This window comes from Ignavibacteriota bacterium, from assembly GCA_016708125.1.
Classification (GTDB): Bacteria; Bacteroidota; Ignavibacteria; order Ignavibacteriales; family Melioribacteraceae.
The window spans coordinates 2,490,352-2,513,778 of sequence record JADJGF010000001.1 but is presented as its reverse complement, the minus strand read 5'-3'; the positions used below and the strand labels follow the sequence as shown (position 1 = coordinate 2,513,778).

General features: G+C 28.0%; 15 protein-coding genes and 1 tRNA gene. 5 read left to right on the top strand and 11 right to left on the bottom strand.

Features of this window, described 5'->3' with window-relative positions; translation table 11 throughout:
• Positions 1-54: 54 nt before the first annotated feature.
• The 7 genes from IPH62_11000 to IPH62_10970 form a co-directional block, all read right to left on the bottom strand.
• The gene (locus IPH62_11000; protein MBK7105800.1) at positions 55-3,567 is read right to left on the bottom strand and encodes a UvrD-helicase domain-containing protein; all 3,513 of its coding nucleotides are present in this window, start codon (positions 3,565-3,567) and stop codon (positions 55-57) included.
• Positions 3,567-7,403, bottom strand: a complete 3,837-nt coding sequence (locus IPH62_10995; protein MBK7105799.1) for a HAMP domain-containing protein — start codon at positions 7,401-7,403, stop codon at positions 3,567-3,569. Before IPH62_10995 ends, IPH62_11000 begins: the two co-directional genes overlap by 1 nt.
• A gap of 69 nt (positions 7,404-7,472) precedes the next feature.
• Positions 7,473-8,321, bottom strand: coding sequence for a hypothetical protein (locus IPH62_10990; protein MBK7105798.1), 849 nt, complete (start codon positions 8,319-8,321; stop codon positions 7,473-7,475).
• Positions 8,322-8,469: 148 nt separating this feature from the next.
• Positions 8,470-9,759: a dihydroorotase gene (locus IPH62_10985; GenBank protein ID MBK7105797.1), complete on the bottom strand. Its 1,290-nt coding sequence runs from the start codon at positions 9,757-9,759 to the stop codon at positions 8,470-8,472.
• 21 nt (positions 9,760-9,780) lie between these two features.
• Positions 9,781-10,704 carry an aspartate carbamoyltransferase catalytic subunit gene (locus tag IPH62_10980; protein ID MBK7105796.1) on the bottom strand — a complete coding sequence of 308 codons (924 nt, stop codon included), beginning with the start codon at positions 10,702-10,704 and terminating at the stop codon, positions 9,781-9,783.
• Positions 10,705-10,718: 14 nt separating this feature from the next.
• Positions 10,719-11,261, bottom strand: coding sequence for a bifunctional pyr operon transcriptional regulator/uracil phosphoribosyltransferase PyrR (gene pyrR / locus IPH62_10975; GenBank protein ID MBK7105795.1), 543 nt, complete (start codon positions 11,259-11,261; stop codon positions 10,719-10,721).
• 172 nt (positions 11,262-11,433) lie between these two features.
• Positions 11,434-11,715 carry a hypothetical protein gene (locus IPH62_10970; protein MBK7105794.1) on the bottom strand — a complete coding sequence of 94 codons (282 nt, stop codon included), beginning with the start codon at positions 11,713-11,715 and terminating at the stop codon, positions 11,434-11,436.
• Positions 11,716-12,020: 305 nt separating this feature from the next.
• On the opposite strand from IPH62_10970, the gene IPH62_10965 reads away from it, so the two are divergent.
• Positions 12,021-12,302: a hypothetical protein gene (locus IPH62_10965; protein MBK7105793.1), complete on the top strand. Its 282-nt coding sequence runs from the start codon at positions 12,021-12,023 to the stop codon at positions 12,300-12,302.
• 68 nt (positions 12,303-12,370) lie between these two features.
• Positions 12,371-12,646, top strand: a complete 276-nt coding sequence (locus tag IPH62_10960) for a hypothetical protein (protein ID MBK7105792.1) — start codon at positions 12,371-12,373, stop codon at positions 12,644-12,646.
• Between the two features lie 316 nt (positions 12,647-12,962).
• On the opposite strand, the gene IPH62_10955 is transcribed toward IPH62_10960, so the two are convergent.
• The gene (locus IPH62_10955) at positions 12,963-13,820 is read right to left on the bottom strand and encodes an HDOD domain-containing protein (protein MBK7105791.1); all 858 of its coding nucleotides are present in this window, start codon (positions 13,818-13,820) and stop codon (positions 12,963-12,965) included.
• Between the two features lie 123 nt (positions 13,821-13,943).
• Here IPH62_10955 and IPH62_10950 point away from each other — a divergent pair.
• Together IPH62_10950 and IPH62_10945 are read left to right on the top strand one after the other, a co-directional pair.
• Positions 13,944-14,017 (top strand) — tRNA-Pro (locus tag IPH62_10950).
• Positions 14,018-14,105: 88 nt separating this feature from the next.
• The gene (locus IPH62_10945; GenBank protein MBK7105790.1) at positions 14,106-14,603 is read left to right on the top strand and encodes a YajQ family cyclic di-GMP-binding protein; all 498 of its coding nucleotides are present in this window, start codon (positions 14,106-14,108) and stop codon (positions 14,601-14,603) included.
• Here the strand turns inward: IPH62_10945 and IPH62_10940 are convergent, their stop codons facing one another.
• The 3 genes from IPH62_10940 to IPH62_10930 are packed head-to-tail and all read right to left on the bottom strand — an operon-like array spanning position 14,604 to position 19,684.
• A complete protein-coding gene (locus IPH62_10940; protein ID MBK7105789.1) occupies positions 14,604-15,875 on the bottom strand; it encodes an insulinase family protein in 1,272 nt (423 codons plus the stop codon).
• Positions 15,876-15,886: 11 nt separating this feature from the next.
• The gene (locus IPH62_10935) at positions 15,887-17,098 is read right to left on the bottom strand and encodes an alkaline phosphatase family protein (protein MBK7105788.1); all 1,212 of its coding nucleotides are present in this window, start codon (positions 17,096-17,098) and stop codon (positions 15,887-15,889) included.
• 36 nt (positions 17,099-17,134) lie between these two features.
• Positions 17,135-19,684 (bottom strand): TonB-dependent receptor, encoded by a 2,550-nt coding sequence (locus IPH62_10930; GenBank protein MBK7105787.1) that lies wholly within the window; start codon positions 19,682-19,684, stop codon positions 17,135-17,137.
• Between the two features lie 361 nt (positions 19,685-20,045).
• Here IPH62_10930 and IPH62_10925 point away from each other — a divergent pair, with 361 nt between their 5' ends.
• A complete protein-coding gene (locus IPH62_10925; protein MBK7105786.1) occupies positions 20,046-23,348 on the top strand; it encodes a TonB-dependent receptor in 3,303 nt (1,100 codons plus the stop codon).
• Positions 23,349-23,427 lie beyond the last annotated feature (79 nt).

The following is a 23,427-nucleotide window of genomic DNA, read 5'->3' as shown; positions in this document are numbered from 1 at the left end:
AAACTTAACTAAATTGAAATGATTTCTAAAGTGGTTTTGTGGTAAAAATTGATCTTAGTGGCTGCATTCTTCTAACTTATAAAACTTCATATCTTCGCAGCCTTTTGTAACTTCATCAAATTGTTTAGTTCTAATTTTATATACAGATTCCGAAATTACTTTCCCAAAATTTTGGATTTCTTTTTTTGATAAATTAATTGACGATGTAAAATTATCTTCTCTAATAAAAACAAGTATCAATTCATAATTTTCTATTTCTGAATATTTACTTGCTAAAATGTATGAATAAAATTTAAGTTGATTAAAATATGTTTCTAATTTTTCATTAATATTTTTGTTTGAAATTTTATCTGTCTTAAAATCTATAATAATGATTTTATCATTTTCAATAATAAGCTTATCAATAATTCCATACAAAAAATAATCTTGTTCACGTTTATAAATTTCTATTTCATTTTGAAACTTTTTAAAGTTCAAAATTTTTCGATATGATTCTGAACTATAATATTGATCGAACAATTCTACAATTTCTTTTACCAATTTTTGTTTCGAATCAGAATCAATAAGAATCAATTCATCTTCAAGCTGAATTTCATTTTCAATTTCAGCAATTAAATCTTTTTTATATGTTTCTTTATTCAAAATTGAATGAACAATTTTACCCAAAATATTTGCGGGAATATTTTCATCTTCTTTTTGATTGAATTCATATTCATCATTATTTCTAAAAAGTTTTATTAACTCACCATATCCAAATTCATAAGTCAGTTGATATTTTTTAGGACACTGCAAGAATAAACTAATTTTTGATGCCGATATTATTTCATTTTTTTCTGTACTTTTTATTTTTTCAATTAAGAATTCATAACTTTCATCAATTGCCTTTTCTTCAATTATTTGTTGGGTATTTTCCAATTCGATTGATTTAATCAAATTAATTATTGTATCAACTTTTTCAACTTTTGTTTCATACACTTCATTATTTAGTTTCATGAATGTAAGATTGCCGGAAATAACTTTTTCACTTTTGTTTAAATCAATATTTAAAGTTTCTGCAATAATTTCCGCAAAAGAATCTTTAGAAAAACTTCCTTTCTTAGTTTGCATCGAAACAATTAAATATTCTTCACTTCTTGTAATTGCAACGTAGAGCAGTCTTTTCAATTCGGCGATTGATTTTTTATTTTGGAAATAATTGTATAAACCAATTATTGGTGCTTGTCGGAAATTTTCAAAATAGTTTTTTCTAAAAGGAAGTTTTGAAAGAATTCCAAAATCCTTATCTATGTAAATATCTTTTGTTTTAAGTGTTTCATCAAAATTTTTCTGATTTGTTTTGAATAAAATTACAACCTTAAATTCCAACCCTTTCGATTGGTGAATTGTCATAATTTTTATAGAATTTTCAGTTTCGTCTAATTCTGCGTGACCTTCATCTTCAAGATTGTTAATAGCATCTTTTAAATAATTGGTAAAATCATATAACGTATTAAATCCTTGCTCAGTAATATTTATAGCTTGAAGAATTAATTTTTCAAGATTTGCAATGTCTTGTTTTCCATTTTTTTTGTTTGATAAATAAGCCCAGTAAGCAGTTTCGTTATTTATTATTCGTATTAACTCACTTATTTCTGTTTTTGAAGAAAGTTTTATATGATGTTCAAGCAAAGTAAAAATGTTTTTAAACTTACTTTTTGAATTAATATAATTCTTAAACTTTTCAAAATAAAACGCACCTTTTTCAAAAGATATTTCCGCTATTTCTGTATCGGTAATTCCAAAATAAGGCGATCGTAAAATTGAAAGAAATGCGAGGTCATTTTTTGTATTAATCAAAAATGATAAATAGTTATAAACGTCAAGTACAAGCTGCTGCTGGAAAAATCCTTTTCCTCCAACTATTGTAAATGGCAAATTATATTTAACGAATTCTTTTTCTAATTCTATAAAATTTTTTCTAACTCGACACAAAACTGTAATATCACTAAATGATATTTCATTTTTATTATCATTCACTAAATGAAGTATTTTTTTTGCAACAAGTTCTGCTTCGCTAATTCCATCTTCTTGTTCTGAAATTAAAAAATCAATTCGTCCCTTATTTTGTTTGGAATAAGCACAAACTAATTCATTGTATTCAACTTCATTGAATGCTGGATTAGGATTTTTGAATATTCTACTAAACAAAACATTTGTAAATAAAGCAATGTTTGGAGCTAATCTAAACGAATGCGGAAGCTGTAAAATTCCATGTTTGCCTTCTTTTGTTTCAATATGTTTTTTTGTGTCGTTAAAAACTTTTACTTCTGCTTCGCGAAACATATAAATACTTTGTTTATCATCGCCTACAACAAATAGGTTTCCGCTCGATAAATATTGAAGAATAGGCATAAATATTTCATACTGAATTTCATTTGTATCTTGATATTCATCAACCATTATGTATTTAAACTTTTGAGAAAGTTTGTTTACAACATCTTTGTTTTGAACAAGGTGGTAAGTATTGATAAGCAAATCTTCAAAATCTAAAAATGATTTATGCAGTTTTTTAAATTTATATTTATCACTAACTTCATTATAAAAATCAATAATAATTTTTCCGAATTTTGCTAAATCGAAATTAAGTTCATCAGCATTTTCATCAATTTCAATTTTTTTTAACTCTGCAAAATTATTACTGATTTTGTTAAGTAAGATTTCATTTTCATTGTATAAATCACTGCTCAAATATTTTTGCTGTCTAACATTTCCATCTTGTTTTATAATTACGTCAGCTATATTCTTAATAATTATAAATTTCTCTATTAATTTATTTTCCGATTTTAATTCATTCAATAATCTATTTACTTCAATATAAATTTCAGTTGATTTATATTTTCCTGCAATTGAATTTATTTCATCAATTTCTAAAATTAGTTCATCAATTAAAATGGAGAATGTTTCTTTAAACTTATTTTCAAAATTTTCATTCAGCCAAACTGCAATATTATCAACAGTTTTTGAATAATATTTTTCAACTAATTTTTCCGTGGATTTTCTTTTAGAAAATAATTGCTTAATCTTTTGAGTTAACTGGGATTTATTTCCAAATATTCTAATAAGATTTTTAATTTCAGAATTATTATCCTTTAGATTTTTAATGATAATTTCATCAATACTTTGCTCTAAAAGTTCATCCGAAGTTCTTGCATCAATGGGTAAAAAGTTTGCATCAATTCCAGCTTCCGGCGCAAAATCTTTTAAAATATCTATACAGAAAGAATGGATTGTTGAAATTTTTGCAGATACTAAATTTCTTCTTATTGTTTCTAATCGAACTTTTATTATTGAATTAGAATTTGTAATTCTTTCATCTAATTCTTTTGCAATTTTTGTGTAAAGTTCGCTTGCAGCTTTTTCCGTAAAAGTAATTGCAACAATATTGCTGAGTAAAATATTTTCCTGAAGCAGAATTTCGACAAATCGTTTTGATAATACTGTGGTTTTACCTGAACCGGCATTTGCGGTTAATGAAATATGTTTATCGATTCTTAAAGCTTCTTTTTGATATTTTGTAAGCTTTGTCATCATTTAAGAAATTTAATTTGGAAGATTGTTCCTTCTTCCGAAGTTTGAATAACCGAAATATCCGCACCGGTACTGGTTAAATAGCGTTTTGCTAAACTTAAACCCAAACCCATTCCGTCGTTTTTTGTCGTAAAATTTGTTTCAAATATTTTCTCAATATTTTCCGATTTTATTCCATTTCCATTATCAGTTATTTGAAGCAAAAATTCTTTTTCATTTTCTATAATATTAAATAAAATATTTTTAGCATTTGCCTGAATTGAATTTCTAATAAGATTTATTATTGTTCTTCTTAATTGTTGAGAATCGCCATTGATAATTAACTGTTCTAAATTTGTGTTAAGTTCAATTTTAATATTTTCGCCGGAAAATAAATTTATTGATTCCCTTATAATTTCAATGCAATCAATTTGCTCAACTTTAAGTTTTGGCATTCTTGCAAAATTTGAAAATTCAGTTGCAATATTTTTTAATGTTTCAATCTGATTTAAAATTGTTGAAGTAACTTTTTTGAAGAACATGTCAAACTTATCAGATTTGTCTTCATAAGCTGCAATAAGCTGCTGAACACTTAATTTCATAGGTGTTAAAGGATTTTTAATTTCATGAGCAACTTGCTTTGCCATTTCTTTCCATGCTTCTTCCCTCTCAATTTCCGCAAGCATTGCTTGATTTTGTTTTATTTCTTTAACCATATATTCAAAGCCGGAAACAAGTTCTTTTATTTCTCCTTTAGCATTTGTGTTTATATTCAAACTTAAATCGCCGGCTGCAATAGATTTAGTTGCCAAAGTTAATTTTCTAATTGGAGAAGAAATTTGATTTGCCAACAAAGCACTGAAAAGTACTATAAATATTGCCGCTAATGAATATGTGCCAAATAAAAAAACATCAACTTCGGAGCCGCTTAAAGGCAAAAGTATTTTGTTAAATCCATCGGAAACTTTTATTACAATTTCAGAATTTGCTATTTCTGCTTTGTAATAAAAAGATTTGTAAGAAAACTCATCAATAAATTCATTTATCAATATTTCTTGTTCGCCATCAATAATTAATTTTTTATAAACATAAGGATTTATAATTTTAGGAAGTAACCCAACATCATAAATTAAATCATCCGTACTATACAGAATTTGATTTTGAAAATAAGCTGAAATATTAATGTTCAAATCTTTGGAAGCATTTGCAAAATTAATATTTCCGTTATTTCCGTTTTCATAATGATCGTTCAAATATGATTCAATTGCGAAAGCGCGTTTTCCTAATTTATAATAAGTCGATTCTATATTTTTATCATTTGTAATTCCTCTAAAATAAAATGCAGTAAGTATTAATGGAATTAAGGAAATTATTAAAAATGCGGAAAGTAATTTTGCTCTTAAATCAAATTGATAAATTTTATATTTCTTATAAAAAATTAAAAAGTAAAAAATAATTGCAATAATTAAAATTACCGCATGAGTAAAAAATACTTTGAAGAAATCAAACAAACCAATTGAGAGATCTTTACCTTTTAATGCAACGGCAACCATTCGTTCAATTCCATTTAGCTTTACTTTCTTTAAATAGAAAATATATTCCGAGCCGTTAAATTCTTTTTCAATCCATGCATCATTTTTTTCAGTTAGTTCTGTTTTAAGAATTACATCATTAATTTCTGTAGAAGGATTTAGATCTCCGTAAACAATTTTTAATTCGTTATTTCTATAATCAAGAATAGAAAGTTTATCCAATTTTAAAATTGCATGTTCATTTAATTTTCCGGAAGAAATAAATTCCGGGTGAGTGCTAAACCCAAAATCATTTAAATCGGAAAGTATTGAAACATCAAGATAACCTAAAAATGCATATTCATCCTTAAGTGGAAAAATGCCTCTAATTATTTTTTGTGATTCATTATTTAATTTTTCTTCAAATATTTTTATTTCTTCAATAACTGCATTTGTATCAATAATATTTTTTATTGTAAACTGCGGATAAATTGAACCAAATCCGCCAAGTAAATTTCCTTTCAAATCCAAAAAGTTTACGGAAGAATTTACAGACTCCTTTTGCAGATTGCTTTTACTCCATATCATGAAAGCATTTGAATTAAAATTTGTATTTGAATTTTGGAATGCTTCAGTCGCAATTTTTCTGCTGAAATTATCAAGAAGAGTTTCAAATATTATCGATTTATAAAATTCATCATTTTCTCTTGTTATAACTTTTGCAGTAGTTTTTAATGATTCTTTTTCAAGTTCTGAATTGTAAAAAAGCAAAGTGATAATTGAAATAAATGAAGCAATTATATAAACTAAAAATATTCTTGTTGTAATTTTTATTTCCGAAATTATAATTAAATAGACGAAAGTAAATACAAGTAGAACGTGTAAAACCTGTATGAATATTGTACTTTGAGGATTTTTTTGTACGAATTGATAAATTATAATTCCGAAAATAAAAAGTACTAATGACCAAATAAAAAACAAGTTATCATTTATACGAAATGTAGTTTTGTAAATTTTAGCTAAGAAAATAATAATAGATGCGGAACCTAATATTGAAACTAATCCAATAATTAAAACGTTGATATGCATTAACAGATTTGAAAAATCTAAACTTAATGATGGATTTTGAAAATATCTTAGTGAAGTATCGAATACAAAACTGCGTATTACGGCACTAAATCCGCGAAGCGAAACAACATAAAATATTATTGTAAGAATTAAAATTATTGGAAATATTATTTTGATTTTATTTGAATTTAATTCATGTTTGAAATATTTTATTGAATATCTGAAAGCGGTTAAGAATATTATAAATAAAATTAACAGCGTTACAAAAAGATCAATTGGGGAATCTGCCAATCCAAAACCAAATTTTGAATAGTAAATTTTAGGACTGAAAAATCCGGATGTGAAAATTTTTTGTGGAATTTTTATAGAGATTAATAAATATCGCAGAATAATTAAATAAGAAGAGTACAAGAAAAACTTTAAAAGCAAATGTATTTTATTATGAATTTTTTGATAAAGCACAAATCCTAAAAGCAAATAACCAAGTAACGCAAGGAAACTTTGAATAATAAAAATATTATCATTTAATTTTTGTACAGCATTTTCTCTTGTTTGTTTTATAAAAATTGCCGTAGCTATTTTGTTATTCTTATTATTTAAAATTGTAAAAGAATGTTTTCTTCCGTCTTTATTTTTTAACTCTGTCGGTGTATAATTTATTGTGTATTCTACAAAAAATTTATTTGTTAAATCATTTGTTAAGCTAATTTTTTTAAAGTAGGTTGGATTTAATTCATACTGCTTTTCAATTATTCTTCCGTATAAAATAAAAACATTTGGATTATTAGATTTGATTGTATCTTTAACAAATAAATAAGTGTCAATTCCGGATTTTAAAAAGTAAGTTTCACCAAATTGGAAATTTAAAGAATCATTTTTTGATAATTGCTGATTATAATTTACATTCCAGAAAATCAGATTATTATTATTAAAAACTGCAATTATATCTTCAGCAGAATTATAATTATTAATTAATTTTTCAATATTTATAAAATTCAGTGAATCAATATTTCTTAAATTATTTTGTAACCGATTTTTATTATCAATAATTTCATTTTGAATTTTGTTTAAATAAATAATTGTGTTTGTTTCTGTGAGTTTTGTTTTTTCTTCAATTGAATTTGCCCAATTTTCAATTTCATCTTCGGTTAGTTTATTTCCTACAAATCCAATTATTAAAATTGAAAATATTACAAAGATTAAAATTGTTAGAGTTTTATTTTGTTTAAGAAATGAAGTAAAATTCATTGCAATCAAATTGATTAATTTCGATTTCAAAATACTTAAACGAAAATAAAAAAGCATACTCAATTGAGTATGCTTTCTAATTAAGGAGTTTTAGGTGTGTTACTTTTTAATAACTTTTTCTGGTATTTTATTTCTTGTTTCAGCATTTCTATTTGTTTTAAGTTGTTGTTCACCTTCTAATAATTGATAAGCCCAATCAAAAACTACTCTATCTCCAGAAATTGCTTTTACTCTAATTTTTGCATAATGATTGTCCCAAGTCCAAATTACATAAGTATGACCAACAATAGCTTTTGTATATTTTACATTTTCATCGGGATTCATCAAAACCCAGCCATCTAAAGGAGCGTAATAAATATCTAAGAAACTATTTGTATAACCCATATCTTGAATATCAGTATCATCCCAAACATTTAAGTAATATTCGCCATTATAATTTTCAAAGAAAAAGTCTGTCGAAAAATCATCGCTGTAAGCATCAAAAGGAACAACTGCATATTCGCTAAAATCATAACCGGAATTATTTGGATAAAGATTATAATCATAAATTGATTTGTTCATTCCTTCTGGTCTTGCAACTCCGTAAACCATATCGTAACTTAATTCACTTTCGTTTCCGTCAAAATCATAAGCTGCAACTGCATAATAATATAATTCACCGTTTACTGCATCGTTATCAACAAAATAATTTCCGGATGTATTTCCAATTAATTCATATTCACCCCAATAATCATATGAAAAATAAACATTATAACCGGCAACATCTCTTTCTGAATTATCTTCCCAAGTAATTTCAACCAATCCATCACCGACGTAAGTTACAACATTTTCCGGAGAGGATGGCGGCGTATCATCATATTCATAATTTAAATTTGGATCGCAATTTGTGAATAAGAACAAAGCTGCGATTACTAATAATATTCGATATAAAGCTTTTTCATTTTTCATTTTTTCCTCCAATACGAAATTCTACTATTAGTATTTCAAGGAAAATGCCAAATAAAAAAGCCTCAAATTTCTTCAAATTCAAGGCTTTTAATAAATTATGATTTATTTTGTATTCAGATGTGAATTTTATTGTACAGAAAAATATACATTATATTTCGGTAAATTTTTCATCAAAATGCATTTTAGAATTATTGATTACTGCAATTGGTTTTCCGGTAAGTAATCTTTTATCAAACGGAGAATTTTTAGTTTTAGATTTGAATTTCTTAATATCAACAGTCCAAATTTCATTTTCATCAAAAATTGTTAGATTGGCTTTTTCGCCAACAGAAATTTGCGGAATTGGAATATTCAAAATTTTTCTGGGATTGATGGAAAGTTTTTCAATCAATTGTGAAATTGATAAATGATTTTTATGAACCAATTCATTTAATGCTAAACCAAGTTGAGTTTCTAATCCTAAAATTCCATTGGGAGCATAAATAAATTCTGCTTCTTTTTCTTCAATAGAATGCGGCGCATGATCGCTTGCAATACAATCAATTGTTCCGTCTTTTAATCCCTCAATCATAGCTTTTACATCTTCTTCGGTTCGCAAAGGCGGATTCATTTTATAATTTGAATCGTAACTTATAAGCGCTTCATCAGTTAATGTAAAATGATGAGGAGTAACTTCAGCGGTAATTTTTAATCCTTTTGCTTTTGCTTCTCTAACTAACTGAACTGCATTTTTTGAACTTATATGCGCAATATGAACTTTTCCATCCACGTATTCCGCAACTGCAATATCTCGCATAACGGTTAAATCTTCAGCAATTGTTGGAATTGCCGGAAGTCCTAACATTGTAGAAACTTTTCCTTCATTCATTGCTCCGCCAGCTAAAGATTCATCTTCGCAATGTTCAATAATTGGGAGATTATACATTTTCAGATATTCTAAAGCATTTCTCAAAAGTGAAGCAGTTTTAACTGCAACGCCGTCATCAGAAAAAGCAACAGCTCCGGCAGTAACAAGTTCTGCAATTGGAGCTAAATTTTCACCTTTTCTATCTTTACTAACTGCACCAATTGGAAAAACATCAACCAAATGATTTTCAGATTTACTTTTAATAAAATTTACAACTTCAGCAGAGTCAATTGCGGGTTTTGTGTTTGGCATGCAAGCAATTCCGGTAAATCCTCCGGAAGCTGCCGCATTTGATCCGGTTAAAATAGTTTCGGTATCTTCTCTTCCCGGTTCACGCAAATGAACGTGCATATCAAAAAGTCCGGGCGAACAAATTTTTCCGTTAAACTCAAAAACTTTTGCGTTGGATAAATCTTCTTTATTCAAATTCCCAATTTTTCTGATAATTCCATCTTCAATTAGAATATCATTTTGTTCATCAAGATTTTGTGCGGGATTTATAATTCTAACTTTATTTAATACAATTTTCATTTTACAATCCAATTTTTATAATTACGAATTTTTTGTTCCTAACAAATATAGAACTGCCATTCTTATTGCAACGCCGTTTGTAACTTGATCTAAAATAATTTGATACGGTCCATCGGCAACTTCTGAAGAAAGTTCTACTCCTCTGTTTATTGGTCCGGGATGAAGTATTAAAATATCTTTATTATTTCGTTCAATTACATCTGTTGTTATTCCAAAATAATTATGATATTCTCTTAAAGAAGGAATTGTAGTTCCGGCATCACGTTCAAGCTGAATTCTTAAAACATTTAACACATCATTTTCACTTACGGCTTTGTTAATATCATGATAAATTTTTATTCCAAATTGCTCAATATTTCTGGGAATCATTGTTGGCGGTGCACAAAGTGAAACTTCTGCACCCATTGTTTTTAATCCGAATATATTTGAAAGTGCAACTCTGCTGTGGGCTATATCTCCAACAATACAAACTTTTAATCCATTTAATTTTCCTAATTTCTCTTTAATTGAATACATATCCAGCAAAGCTTGAGTTGGATGTTCGTGTCTTCCATCGCCGGCGTTAATTATTGATGCTTTAGAAATTTTAGTTAAATATAACGGAACTCCGGCTGATTGATGACGAACGACAATCATATCAATTTTCATTGCTTCAATATTTCTCACAGTATCTTTAAAAGTTTCACCTTTTTTTGCGCTGCTTGTTGATGTAGAAAAATTTAAAGTATCTGCGGAAAGCCTTTTTTCTGCAAGCTCAAAAGATATTCTTGTACGTGTTGAATTTTCATAAAATAAATTTACAACTGTAGTTCCTTGTAAAGTTGGAACTCTTTTAATCGGTCTTTCTAAAACTTCCCTAAAGGTTGTTGCCGTATCTAAAATTAATTGAATATCATTTTTAGAAACGTCTTGCAAACCCAAAAGGTGTTTAATTTTTAATGACATTTTTCCCCTAAAAATTATTTTGGTGATTCTATTAAATAAACCGCATCTTCATCATCTACTTCTTTCATTTTAACTTTTACTTCTTCATTAACGGAAGTTGGAATATTTTTTCCGACAAAATCTGCTTTGATCGGCATTTCTCTATGACCTCTATCAACTAAAACGCAAAACTGAATTGAGCTCGGTCTGCCTAAATCCATTAAAGCATCTAAAGCTGAGCGGGTTGTTCTTCCGGTGTACAAAACATCATCAATTAGAATTACATTTTTTTCAGTTATATCAAAAGTGATATTTGTTACGGAAACTTCCGGTTGTTTTAGTCTTGTGCGAAAATCATCTCTATATAATGTTGCATCTAAAATTCCAAGCGGCGGAGTTTTTTTATCAATTTCCGTTATTTTCTCTAAAATTCTTTTTGCTAAAAATTCTCCTCTAGTTCGCATTCCAATTAATATAATATTTTCAGAACCTTTATTTCTTTCAAGAATTTCGTGAGCTAATCTTGTAATTGTTCTGTTTAACCCAGATTCATCTATAATTTTTGCTTTTATATTCATATAAAAAAAATCCCCATTGACTAAAAGTCGCTGAGGTCTCCTAATTTTATTAAAATTTTATTTTCCATTCCTTGGTTATCTCTCCGGATAATGTTAAAGGATTTATGCGTAAAAATAATACAAAAATTATTTTCTACAAAGAAGAATGATTTTTAAAATGTGGAATGGCAGTTTATCTGGATAATATTCTTTTAACTTGCCTAATAAATTCTGATAAAAAACCTAAACTAAAACCAATTAGTGAAAAAAGTATATCGTAAATGTTAAATCCAAAAACTGCAGTTGAGCCAATGAAGTAAGTTGAAAGTTTTGTAATAAGTATTACTGAAAAAAATATTGAAAAAAAGAAAATTCCCAAGAAAACCGGTTTTAAGAAAAATGATTTGAATCTTCCTTTTAATTGAAGACTATCGCCAATAAAATCAAATTCCATAGTATTAGCTATTTTTTTCATGAAAATACTCCATTTTCAATATGCTTAATTAGATATTTAGGATAAATAGAATAAATGAAACCAGAAAAAAATACAATATTGCTAAATATCTTTTTACAATTATATCAGTTATTAAATTCATTTGATGTAATTCCTAATACAAATTCTATAACTTGCGTTAAAATAATAATTTACAATTTAAAATCAAATCTTTTAAAATATTTTTTCAATTTGAGATTATTTAATGAGATTCGTTTGTTCTTAATCACAATTTTTTTAACTTGTTACTGCTTATTTGAGTTAGAAATTTTTTAGAAAGGGAAAAAATGAATAACGAACTAGTGATTGACAGATTTGGAATGAAATCAAATGAAAATCTTGAAGAGAAAATAAAACTCTTCAAAAAAATCTGCAATGATAGTTTTTTCTATTTTGGAATATTTTTAGTTGCATTCTTTGTAATGAAATTAGTTCCATTTTTGTACGGTGTAATTTCTAATTTGGATTTTGGAATAAATGAAGTTGTTGTAAGTTTTTTAGGATTTGGAAACGTATTTTTTATGTTTTTAATAAACAAAGTATTTCATAAAAAAACTTATGATGATTAATAATTGAATTATTTTTATATTGTGATTCAAAACGTAAATGAAAAAAATTAATAACAATATTATTAAGTATGCCAAATACAAAATCTGATTATAAAAAAACTTTTTCAAAACAGTTAGAAAAAAGCAAACCAACAAATTCAATAAAAAAATTTTTCTTAAATCACATATTCTATGGTTTGTACGGGTTTTCTTTATTCTTTTTATTTTCAGTTTTTATTGATTTTTTCCTATCTCTTTTTGATCCTCAAAAAACCTTTGAAATTAATCTTTTCACAATTTCAATTGGAATTACCGGTTTTATTTTGGCATTCGGATTTAGTTTTCTCGAAACATTCAGAAAGTAAAATTCTTTTCTATTCAAACCGATATTATTTATATTAATAAGATTTAATAATACACAATGTATTTTTTTATTTGATATTTATTTTAAAATAATTAAATTCGTTAGGAATTAATTAATTTTCTCAAAAAGATACATATTAAACAAAAAGAAATGAGTGAACGACAGGCAAGATTAACTATTTTAAGTAACTATTTTATTACATTTTTGAAATTACATCCTGAGATTTCGAAAAGTAATTACATTATAAAACTGTTTGTTAATTCGCTTTATTTAATAATTTTAGGACATTTAATTACTAAACTTCTCTAATTTTCATCTTAAATATGAATTGAATCAACAGTATCTGTAACCAATTCAGAATAATCCGAATAAAATCCAACTAAATCGTTGTGAGAATCAAAACCGAGCGAAGTACATAAAGATACATTTAATTCAATTCCTTGATCCCAAAAACCTTTACCGGTATTAAATTCGTTTGTAATAAAATCTGCAAGATGAACAACCGAAACAAGCTCTTTATTTTCTAAAGAATTTTCAGGCTCGTGATGATATTGAACGCAATCAAAAATTGATGAGGGTAAATTCCATTTTTTTAGAAGAAATGCACCCATTTCTTGGTGAGAAATTCCAAGAATTTTATTTTCGCATTCGATAAATTTTTTATCATAACTTAAATTTGAATAAATCTGTTGAAACTCCTCCGGAAAATATTTTACAATTAATTGAATTCCTATATCGTGAAGAATTCCGCCTACAAACGCATCGCCGGCAATTTCCGGAAAACCTAATCTCCTTGCAATATCTTTTGCAACCAATCCCACAGCCATTGAATGTTTCCAATAATCCTGTTCATTAAAATTAGGAATTGGTTTAAACCTTATAGCATTTGATAGTGATATTGCCGTAACAATTTTCTCAAGCTCGTTTGAACCCATAATCATAATTGCAAATTCCAGCGTTGAAACTTTTCTCAACATTCCGTACAGCGGCGAATTAGCAACGGATAGTATTTTTGTTGCCATTCCTTGATCTTTTCCAATTATTTCCGAAATTTTTATAACATTACCTGGTTCAGATTTTATAATACTTATTGCATCAAACATAATTTCTGGAATAGTTGGCAAATTCTGGATTTTGTTCAATTTTGAATAAATTTGTTCGGTAGTAACTTGCATTTTCCCTCAAGGTAATTTAAATTCGAATTAAGACAATAATTATTAACATTATCGATTCATTTTTCTTTTTTTTTAATAAGATTTTGTGAGTAATTTTAGGTGTTGTTATAAATCAATTATTTTCGGGGTGTGGCGCAGCCCGGTAGCGCGCTTCGTTCGGGACGAAGAAGTCGTAGGTTCAAATCCTATCACCCCGACTTGAAACTTAAAATAATAATAGAACGCTGATTACGCAGATCAATTATGATAAAAACAGATTTTAATAAAATTATTTAATAGAAATTTATGGCACAAAATTTTTCATTCGATATTGTTTCTGAAGTTGATTTCCAAGAAATTGATAATGCTTTAAATCAAGCTAAAAAAGAAATTATTCAGAGATATGATTTAAAAGATTCCAATACAACATTGGATTTAAGCAAAAGTGATAAAACGATCACAATTAATTCTAAAGATGAATACGGTGTTAAAACTTCAATTGATATTCTTCAATCAAAATTTATTAAACGACAAATTTCTTTAAAGGTTATGAAACTGAAAGAAATTGAACCTGCCGGCGGTGGAAGAGTTAAACAAGTAATAACTTTGCAAAACGGAATTAGTAAAGAAAATGCAAAGCATGTTACAAAATTAATTAAAGAAATGAAGTTTAAAGTCAATGCTCAAATTATGGATGAGCAAGTTAGAGTTCAAGGCGCAAAAAAAGATGAGCTTCAATCTGTTATCGCTAATATTAAAAGCGCCGAATTAGATTTTCCGGTACAATTTGTAAATTTTAAATAATCAATTTTTACTTTTAGGAATTATTTTTAACTCAACATAATTTTTTTCTAAAACTAATTTTGCCACATTTTGAATATCTTCATTTTTTAAATTCAAATATCTTTTAATATCATACACAAAAGAATTAGGTTCACTCAAATTACAATTGTAACTATTAATTTGATTTACCAAATTATCCAAATTTTGAAGCGAATAAATATAAGATGATTTATAACTTGTTAATGCGCGCTCCAATTCTAAATCCGTAATTCCTTCAGAAATAATTTGATTTAGAATTTTAAAAGTTTCTTCCTTTAATTTTTCCAAATCGCAATTTTGCTGAGAAGTAATTGTTATAAAAAATGCTCCATCATATTTTGCAGAATATTGAAATGCAGAAACATCTTGTGCAATCTGTAAATTATGAATTAAATGTTTTTGCAATCTTGAACTTTTCGATCCGGTTAAAATATCTGCAAGAACATCAAGTGCAGCATCATATTTTCCGTAACCTTTTTCAGATTTCCAAGCAAAATATAATTTTGAAAGTTGAACATTATCTTCGTGAATTATTTTCTTTGATGATTCCAATTCAGAAAAATCAATTTCAATTTCTGCAATTTTATTCTGATTCGGAATTTCTTCTAAATATTTTTTCACCAAATTGATTGCATTTTCTTCATCAAAATTTCCACCGATTACAAGACTCGCATTATTTGGAGTATAATAATTCGCAAAAAAATCTTTTACATCATTCAATTCAAATTTTTCTATGTCTTTCATCCAGCCAATTGTTGGCCAATGATAAGGATGATTTTCCGGAAATAAATTTGAAAATAAAATTTCCCAAGCTAAACCGTACGGCTGATTATCATAATTTTGTCTTCGTTCATTCATCACAACATCTTTTTGGTTATCAAGTTTGTCTTGAGTTAATGCCGGAAGCAAAAATCCCATTCTATCAGCTTCAAGCCACAAAGCCAATTCCAGACTATCCGATGGAACTGTTTCATAATAATTTGTTCTATCCATACTTGTAGAGCCGTTTAAACTTCCACCGACTTCTTGCACAAATTTAAAATGTTTTTCCTTAGGTACATTTTGCGAACCTTGAAACATCATATGCTCAAACAAATGTGCGAATCCGGTTTTGTTTGGTTTTTCATTTGCGGAACCTACTTTATACCAAATGTTTACGGCTACAGTTGGAAATGATTCATTCTTATATAGAACAACTTCCAATCCATTTTTTAATGTAAATTTTTTGTAATTAATATTTAATAAATCTTCCAAATTTTTCCTTTCTATTTTAGAATAAATTCAATTCGTTCAAGTTTTCCATCAATATTTGATTTTGGATTTATTCCAAAAATTTTTGCAAGTAATGGATTTATATCAATGTTTTGTACAGTTCCAATTTTATAATTTTCTTTAAACAATTTTCCCTTTGCAAAAAATATTCCATGCATATCTAATTCATTATTATCAAATCCATGATTTCCTTTTGAGTATGAATTGCTAAATTTTTTTAGTGATTTATTATCAACTAAAGTCCAGCCCAAATCAGCAATAATTATAATTGATGAAATAAACGGATGTTTTGAAAAATGAAAATGTTCCGGAACTTCATCTTTAAAATATACTTTATAATGATTTTCACTTTCCTTTAATAATTGATAAACTTCGTTTATTTCATTTTGCGATGGCTCGATAAATGCGAATGTTTCATTATTATAAAATTTAGATTTATAATCTTTTAGCATTTCTTCGATATTTATAATTTTATCTTTACCAACTTCCGTCATCCCATGATCGGAAACTAAAATAATATTCACACTGTCTTTAATTTCCAACTGATTTAATTCAGAATTTAAATAACCAATTAAAGAATCTAATCTTCTAATTGATTGATTTACCTCAATAGAATTGGGACCAAAATCATGTCCGTAAGAATCCGTATCATGAAAATATAAAGTTATAAAATGCGGTCTTTCATTTTGCGGAAATTTTAACCAGTTAATTACTTCATCAATTCTTTCTTTATACGGTTTGCTATGCTGATAATATTTAAAATAATTTGGTCTGCGATATTCTAAATCAACTTCTGAGCCGGGCCAAAAGTAACTTGCAGTTTTAATTCCATTTCTTCTCGCGGTTTCCCAAAAAGCTTCGCCTAAATACCATTTACTATTTCTTACACTGTTTGTATCGCCAAGTCTGTATTTTTCTTTTGTAAATGGATTGATAAAAAAATTAGAAATTATTCCATGATTTTCCGGATACATTCCGGTAATTATTGAATAATGATTTGGAAATGTCTTTGATGGAAAACACGGCTTTAGAGATTTTGCCTTAACTCCATATTTTTGTAACGAATCTAAGTTTGGAGTAATTCCGCGTTCGCAATAATCCCATCTAAATCCATCAAACGAAATTAAAATAACATACGGAGTTTTTTGAGCAAATATAATTGAAGTAAATACAAAAAAAATTATTATAACATTTTTAGATTTCATTATTTTTTTAAATGATTTATTATTTTTTTTTGAGATTTACAATTCAAACGATAAGGAAAAATTCCACCATCTTTCTCTTCCAAACCAAACCAAAGCGCTTTGTGAATTGTGTGATATTCCATCAATTGCATCAACAATATAATCTTTATTGTTAAGAAGATTAAACGAATTTAGATGTAAAATAATTTTTTGCAAATAACTTAAATTTAAATTTACATTTGCGGAAATATGAAAATCCATGATTGTATAATTTGGCAGTTTCCAAGAATTTATATTTTCATCATCAATATTGTTTCTTAAATTCGGATTAAAATCTGCATAATGATTTCCGTAAAATTTAATTAATGGATTTAAAGTAATAGAAAAATTTTGATTAAAATTATGTTCAAATTCTAAACTTAAATATGCAGAAGTCATTGGCGAGCCACCGACATAAACATTTTTTACATAGGAATTAATTACCGTTTGTTGAGTCGGATCAGATTCCGGTGCAACTACTGCAAAAACATTATTTGTCCATTTGTTAATTGCGTTAGAAAACATTCCCTCAAATTTTAAATAATTAAATAAATGATAAGTTGACGTTAACTCAATTCCCATATGGCGAGCGGAAGCTCCGGATAAATTATAAAAATAAAATTGATTTGTATTTACATCGCTAATCATTTTACTGATTGCTTTATCTTTCCATTCGGTAAAATATAAATTTGATGAAATTTGAAAATCAGTTGTACTAAATCCATATCCCAATTCAATATTTATAATTTTTTCATTTTTCAGATTTTCATATTTATTATTTAGATAATCAAAAACATTTTCCGAAAGTGGAGCTTTTGAAAAATATCCAATGTTAAAAAAGAGATTATTAAAATTATCCAAATTATAATTTGCGCCGGATTTTACAGTAAAACCTAGAATATCAAGCCAATCAGTTTCTCTTTTGGAATCATTAGTTAAATAATTAAAATAATCTAACCTTTTATATCCGGTTGAAGAAAACGAGAAATTTGTGTACAACAATAAATCATCAAAATTAAATTCACTTTGAATAAATCCGCCGATTTGCCGAACATAACTATCAGCATTGTAATCAATTTTATCACCTTTGAATAATAATTCATTTGCATCCAAATTGATATTGCTGCTGCCGATTGTATAATCCCCGCCTAATAAATTTCCTACTTTCCTATAATTTTGAGCTGAGTAATATCTTGCATCAATGCCAGTAGAAATTTCTATATTTTCTTTTTTAAATCTTGCATTAGAAATTACACCAAACCAATTATGACTGTGAACAGTAAATCGTAAAGCATTTTCTGTGTAATTTAACAAAGGATGAAAATTTGTATTTACATTATTGGAATTTTTTTTCCACTCAGAATCAAAATCAATTAATCCATTTTCAGTTTTGTTAAAATTTGCCCAAGGTGGAACGGTTCCTCCGCCATCTCCATAAGAATAATATAGAATGTTTGATAAAATCCAATTTTGGTTAATTTGCCAATTATGATTTAAATTGAAAGTCGGTTTGTGAAAAATATTATCTCTTAGATTTAATGGTTTTCCATTTAAATATCCCCAATCGAAATTAAAATTCTTTCCGTATAATTTCCATTCATCAATTGTAAGCATTGTTAAACGCTGACCATGTTCTTGAGGAGAACCTATAGCTTGAAGTTCAAGTGAATGATTTCCGTAAATTCCGCCAAGAGCAAAATAATATGAAAATTCATCAACCCAAGTTTGATCAACATATCCATCCCAATCTTTTTTTGAAATAAATGATGTTAGCAACAAACTATTTCCAAGTATTTGTTGTGAAAATGCAATTGTCTTTTTTTGAAAATTATCAGAACCAAATTCCATGCTGAATTTTGCGAAATTATTTAAACTATTTACACCTTTTGTTAAAAAATTAACTGATCCTCCAATTGACGAAATTGAATATGGATTTGCACCTAGTCCTCTTTGAACATTTACACGTTCTAGAACATCCGCAATTCCAGCCCAATTTGACCAATAAATTTCACCGTTTTCCAAATTGTTTACCGGAACTCCGTTTAACATAACTGCAATATTTGTATGGTTAAATCCTCTTATAGAAATTTTGTAATCTCCCATTCCTCCGCCGTGCGAAGAAATAAAAACACTTGGAGAAGATTCCATAATAAAACCGGCATCTCTGTTTCCAAGATTTTTTTCTATTTGAAAATTATTATAATCCTTATTTGCTACCGGAGTTTCTCTAAATTTAGGAAGTGAACTTAATACTGTAGTTTGCTCAAGTAAAATTTCCGAAGGAATTAAATTTATTTCAAAATATGAATTTTTTGTAATCTCGAAATTTTTACTATATGTTCGATATCCAACATGTGAAAATTTAATTAAATATTTTCCCACTTTTGGAATCTCTAATGAAAAACTTCCGTTTGTATTACTGCTTGCTCCAATGTTAATTTCTGTTAAAATTATATTTGCAAATTCGATAGGATTTCCGGTTAACGAATCTTTAACTACACCATTTAAAGTTACTTGTTGGGCAAATAATTTTAAGGAAATTAAAATAAATAAAATTGTTTTTTTCATAGTAAAAATTTATTCAAAATATTTATCAAAAGGGATGCAATTCGGTTTGTCCAATATAATCTTCTAATCTTTTGGATAATTATTCAAATTCATTTAGGAAAATTTTGATTTAATATTTTTTTAATAAGATTGCATTGATTACAGATTTATTAATTAGTTACAAATTTAAGAATTTAAAAATTTTCAAACTTCTCAAATTCAAATTTTCTTTATATTTTTTTTTAATAAAATGCAATGTTAAAAAATTATTAAATCTTATTTTTGTTTTGGAAAGCCGAAGTATTTTACAAATATTTGAGTACAAAAATCTTAGAAAAACGTAAATTAAAACTGAATTTACATAACAAAATAGGAGACCTTTATGCCCCAAACTAATTACTTTAAATCTGCCCTAATGTTATTACTTTTTGTAATAAGTTTTGGCAGTTTATTTGCACAAGGTGTTACAACTTCATCAATTAATGGAATTGTAACAGACGGTGACGGAAATCCATTGCCGGGTGCAAACGTTATTGCAGTTCATACTCCATCTGGAACAACTTACGGTGCTTCAACCCGATTAGATGGAAGATTTTTTGTAGCCGGTATGAGAGTTGGTGGTCCTTACAAAGTTACAGCATCTTATGTTGGATTCAAAGAACAAGTAAGAGATAACGTATATCTAAACCTTGGTGTTTCTTCTGATGTTAATTTTAATATGGTTGATGCAAATATTGAATTAGGCGAAGTTGTTGTTGCTGGTGAAAGAGATGCAATATTTAGTTCTGAAAGAACAGGTGCTGCTACTGCAATAAACAAAGAAGCTATTAAAACTTTACCAACAATTACTGGAAGAATTGGTGACTTTGCTCGTTTAACTCCTCAATTCAGTAGAGCTGGTGTTCCTGATGGAAGCAGTGCTCAAGGTTTTTCATTTGCCGGTCAAGATAACAGATATAACAATATTTCTGTAGATGGTTCATATTTCAATAATTCATTTGGATTAGCTGGTCAACCGGGTGATAGGACCGGTGTTGCTCCAATTTCTATGGATGCAATTGAACAATTGCAAATTAATATTGCTCCTTATGATGTTCGTCAAGGTAATTTCGTAGGTGCTGGTGTTAACACTGTAACAAGAAGTGGAACCAACGATTTTTCCGGAACTGCTTATTATAAATTTAGAGATGATGGTTTAGTTGGAACAAAAGCTGGCGATTTGGATTTCAATCCAGGAACTTTTAATTACAGCCAAGTTGGTTTGAGTTTAGGCGGACCGATAATTAAGAATAAATTGTTCTTTTTCATGAATTTTGAAAATGAGGCTCTTACAAATCCTGCAACAACTTTTGAAGCAAATGCTGGTGGTCAAGAAGTTGTTGGAAATACAACTAGAGTTTTAGCATCAGATTTGGATAACCTCAGCTCATTCCTAAAACAAAATTTTGATTATGAAACTGGACCTTACCAAGGTTATGATTTTGAAACACCTGCAACAAGATTTATTGCAAAATTAGATTATAACTTGGATGATAATAATAAATTGAGTTTAAGATATACTCATTTAGATTCTGAAACTGACGTTTTAATGTCTAACTCTTCCTCATTGGGATTTGGAAATAGAAGAACAAATTCAAATTCAATGAACTATGCAAATTCAAATTATAGTATTTTGGAAAATATTCGCTCAATTGTTGGTGAGTGGAATGCAAGAATTGGCGATAATATGGCTAACAATTTAATTGTTGGATATACTTACCAAGATGAAAGCCGCGGATATAAAAGTGATAAATTATTCCCGATGGTTGATATTCTTAAAGATGGTGCAAATTATATCTCTTTTGGCTTTGAGCCGTTTACGCCAAATAATGAATTGAGATACAAAAGTTTTCAATTACAAAACAATTTCTCAATTTATGGTGCAGATCATAATTTTACATTTGGTGCAAGCTTAGAATATTATGAATCGGAAAATATTTTCTTCCCGGGATCACAAAGTGTTTATGTATATAATTCTTTAGATGATTTTTATGCTGATGCAAATGCTTACATAAACGGAACTGCTTCACCTACTACTGTTAGAAGATTCCAAGTGAGATGGTCAAATCAACCAGGAATGGATAAACCAGTTCAACCTCTTGAAGTAACATATGCCGGAATTTACGGACAAGATGATTGGCACTTAAACAAAGATTTTAAATTAACAATGGGGTTAAGAATTGACGTTCCATTCTTTGGCAATACAGGATTTGAGAATTCTGCTGTTGACAATTTAAATTTTCAAGATGAAGAAGGAAATACTGTAAAATATTCAACTAGTAAATTACCTGATCCAAATCCATTATTCTCTCCAAGAATTGGTTTTAACTGGGATTTAAATGGAGATAAAACAACACAATTAAGAGGCGGAACTGGAATATTTACCGGAAGACCCGCTTATGTTTGGGTTTCTAATCAAATAGGAAATAATGGAGTTCTAACAGGTTTTGAACAACAAGATAATACAACCGCAAGACCTTTTAATCCCGATCCAGATCATTATAAACCAACTTCTGTAACAGGAGATCCAGCTTCAAGTTATGAATTAGCTTTTACTGATCAGGACTTTAAATTCCCTCAAATTTGGAGAAGTAACTTCGCCGTGGATCAAAAATTACCTCTTGGTTTAATTGGAACAGCCGAAGCAATTTATGGCAAAGATGTTAACGGAGTTTATTACATCAATGCAAACTTAGCTGATCCAAATACAGCTTTTAACGGAGTTGATTCTAGAGCAAGATGGACATCAGGAAATAGAATAAACAGCAATATTTCAAGTGCAATTGTATTGAAAAACCAAAATGAAGGTTCCTCGTTAAATTTATCTGCTTCACTTGAAAAACCATTTAGTGATAATTGGTTTGCAAAAGTTGCTTACAATTATGGATATTCGGAAAATACAGTTGATGCAGGTTCAATTGCATTTGGTTCATGGAATAATAACCAGCATAGCAATGACCCAAACAATCCCGGAATTGCTTATTCAAATTATTCACCAGGACACAGAATTTTTGCTGCAGCTGCATATAGATTAGAATATTTCGATTTTGGAGCAACAACTTTCTCATTTTTCTGGGATGGCTATACACCCGGAAATGCAAGCTACGTATTTAGTGGTGATATAAACGGTGATGGCGGTACAAGTAACGACTTAATTTATATTGCAAATGATAAATCCGAAATGAATTTTGTTAATATTGTTGATAATAGCAATAATGTTTTATTTACTGCAGATCAACAAGCAGAAGCTTGGGATGCTTATATTGAACAAGATGACTACTTAAGTGAAAATCGAGGTGAATATGCCGAAAGAGGTGGTGCATTTTTACCAATGGTTTTCAGAGCCGATTTTAGCGTATCTCAAGAAGTTTTTGCGGATTTATTAGGCGCTCGTAATTCATTACAATTTAGAGTTGACTTCTTAAACTTCGGAAATTTGTTAAACCCGGATTGGGGTGTTAATCAAAGATTTACAACAACCACTCCACTTGTTGTAGTAAGAAATGCCCAAGCAAATGCTGAAGGTGAAGTCCAATATCAATTAACAAGAACCGGTGGGAATTTAATTACCGAATCATTCACACCAACCGCTTCAATTGATGACGTATTTAGAATTCAATTATCTGTAAGATATACATTTAATTAAAATATAATTGTTTTTATTCTACAAAAAGGCTGCTGTAATGCAGCCTTTTTTTTTATTTTTACTTTACTATTTTGTAACT

Coding starts and splice junctions, on each gene's coding strand:
- IPH62_11000 (MBK7105800.1), bottom strand. CDS start 3,567: ATGACAAAGCTTACAAAATATCAAAAAGAAGCTTTAAGAATCGATAAA.
- IPH62_10990 (MBK7105798.1), bottom strand. CDS start 8,321: ATGAAAAATGAAAAAGCTTTATATCGAATATTATTAGTAATCGCAGCT.
- IPH62_10985 (MBK7105797.1), bottom strand. CDS start 9,759: ATGAAAATTGTATTAAATAAAGTTAGAATTATAAATCCCGCACAAAAT.
- IPH62_10980 (MBK7105796.1), bottom strand. CDS start 10,704: ATGTCATTAAAAATTAAACACCTTTTGGGTTTGCAAGACGTTTCTAAA.
- pyrR (MBK7105795.1), bottom strand. CDS start 11,261: ATGAATATAAAAGCAAAAATTATAGATGAATCTGGGTTAAACAGAACA.
- IPH62_10970 (MBK7105794.1), bottom strand. CDS start 11,715: ATGAAAAAAATAGCTAATACTATGGAATTTGATTTTATTGGCGATAGT.
- IPH62_10965 (MBK7105793.1), top strand. CDS start 12,021: ATGAATAACGAACTAGTGATTGACAGATTTGGAATGAAATCAAATGAA.
- IPH62_10960 (MBK7105792.1), top strand. CDS start 12,371: ATGCCAAATACAAAATCTGATTATAAAAAAACTTTTTCAAAACAGTTA.
- IPH62_10955 (MBK7105791.1), bottom strand. CDS start 13,820: ATGCAAGTTACTACCGAACAAATTTATTCAAAATTGAACAAAATCCAG.
- IPH62_10945 (MBK7105790.1), top strand. CDS start 14,106: ATGGCACAAAATTTTTCATTCGATATTGTTTCTGAAGTTGATTTCCAA.
- IPH62_10935 (MBK7105788.1), bottom strand. CDS start 17,098: ATGAAATCTAAAAATGTTATAATAATTTTTTTTGTATTTACTTCAATT.
- IPH62_10930 (MBK7105787.1), bottom strand. CDS start 19,684: ATGAAAAAAACAATTTTATTTATTTTAATTTCCTTAAAATTATTTGCC.
- IPH62_10925 (MBK7105786.1), top strand. CDS start 20,046: ATGCCCCAAACTAATTACTTTAAATCTGCCCTAATGTTATTACTTTTT.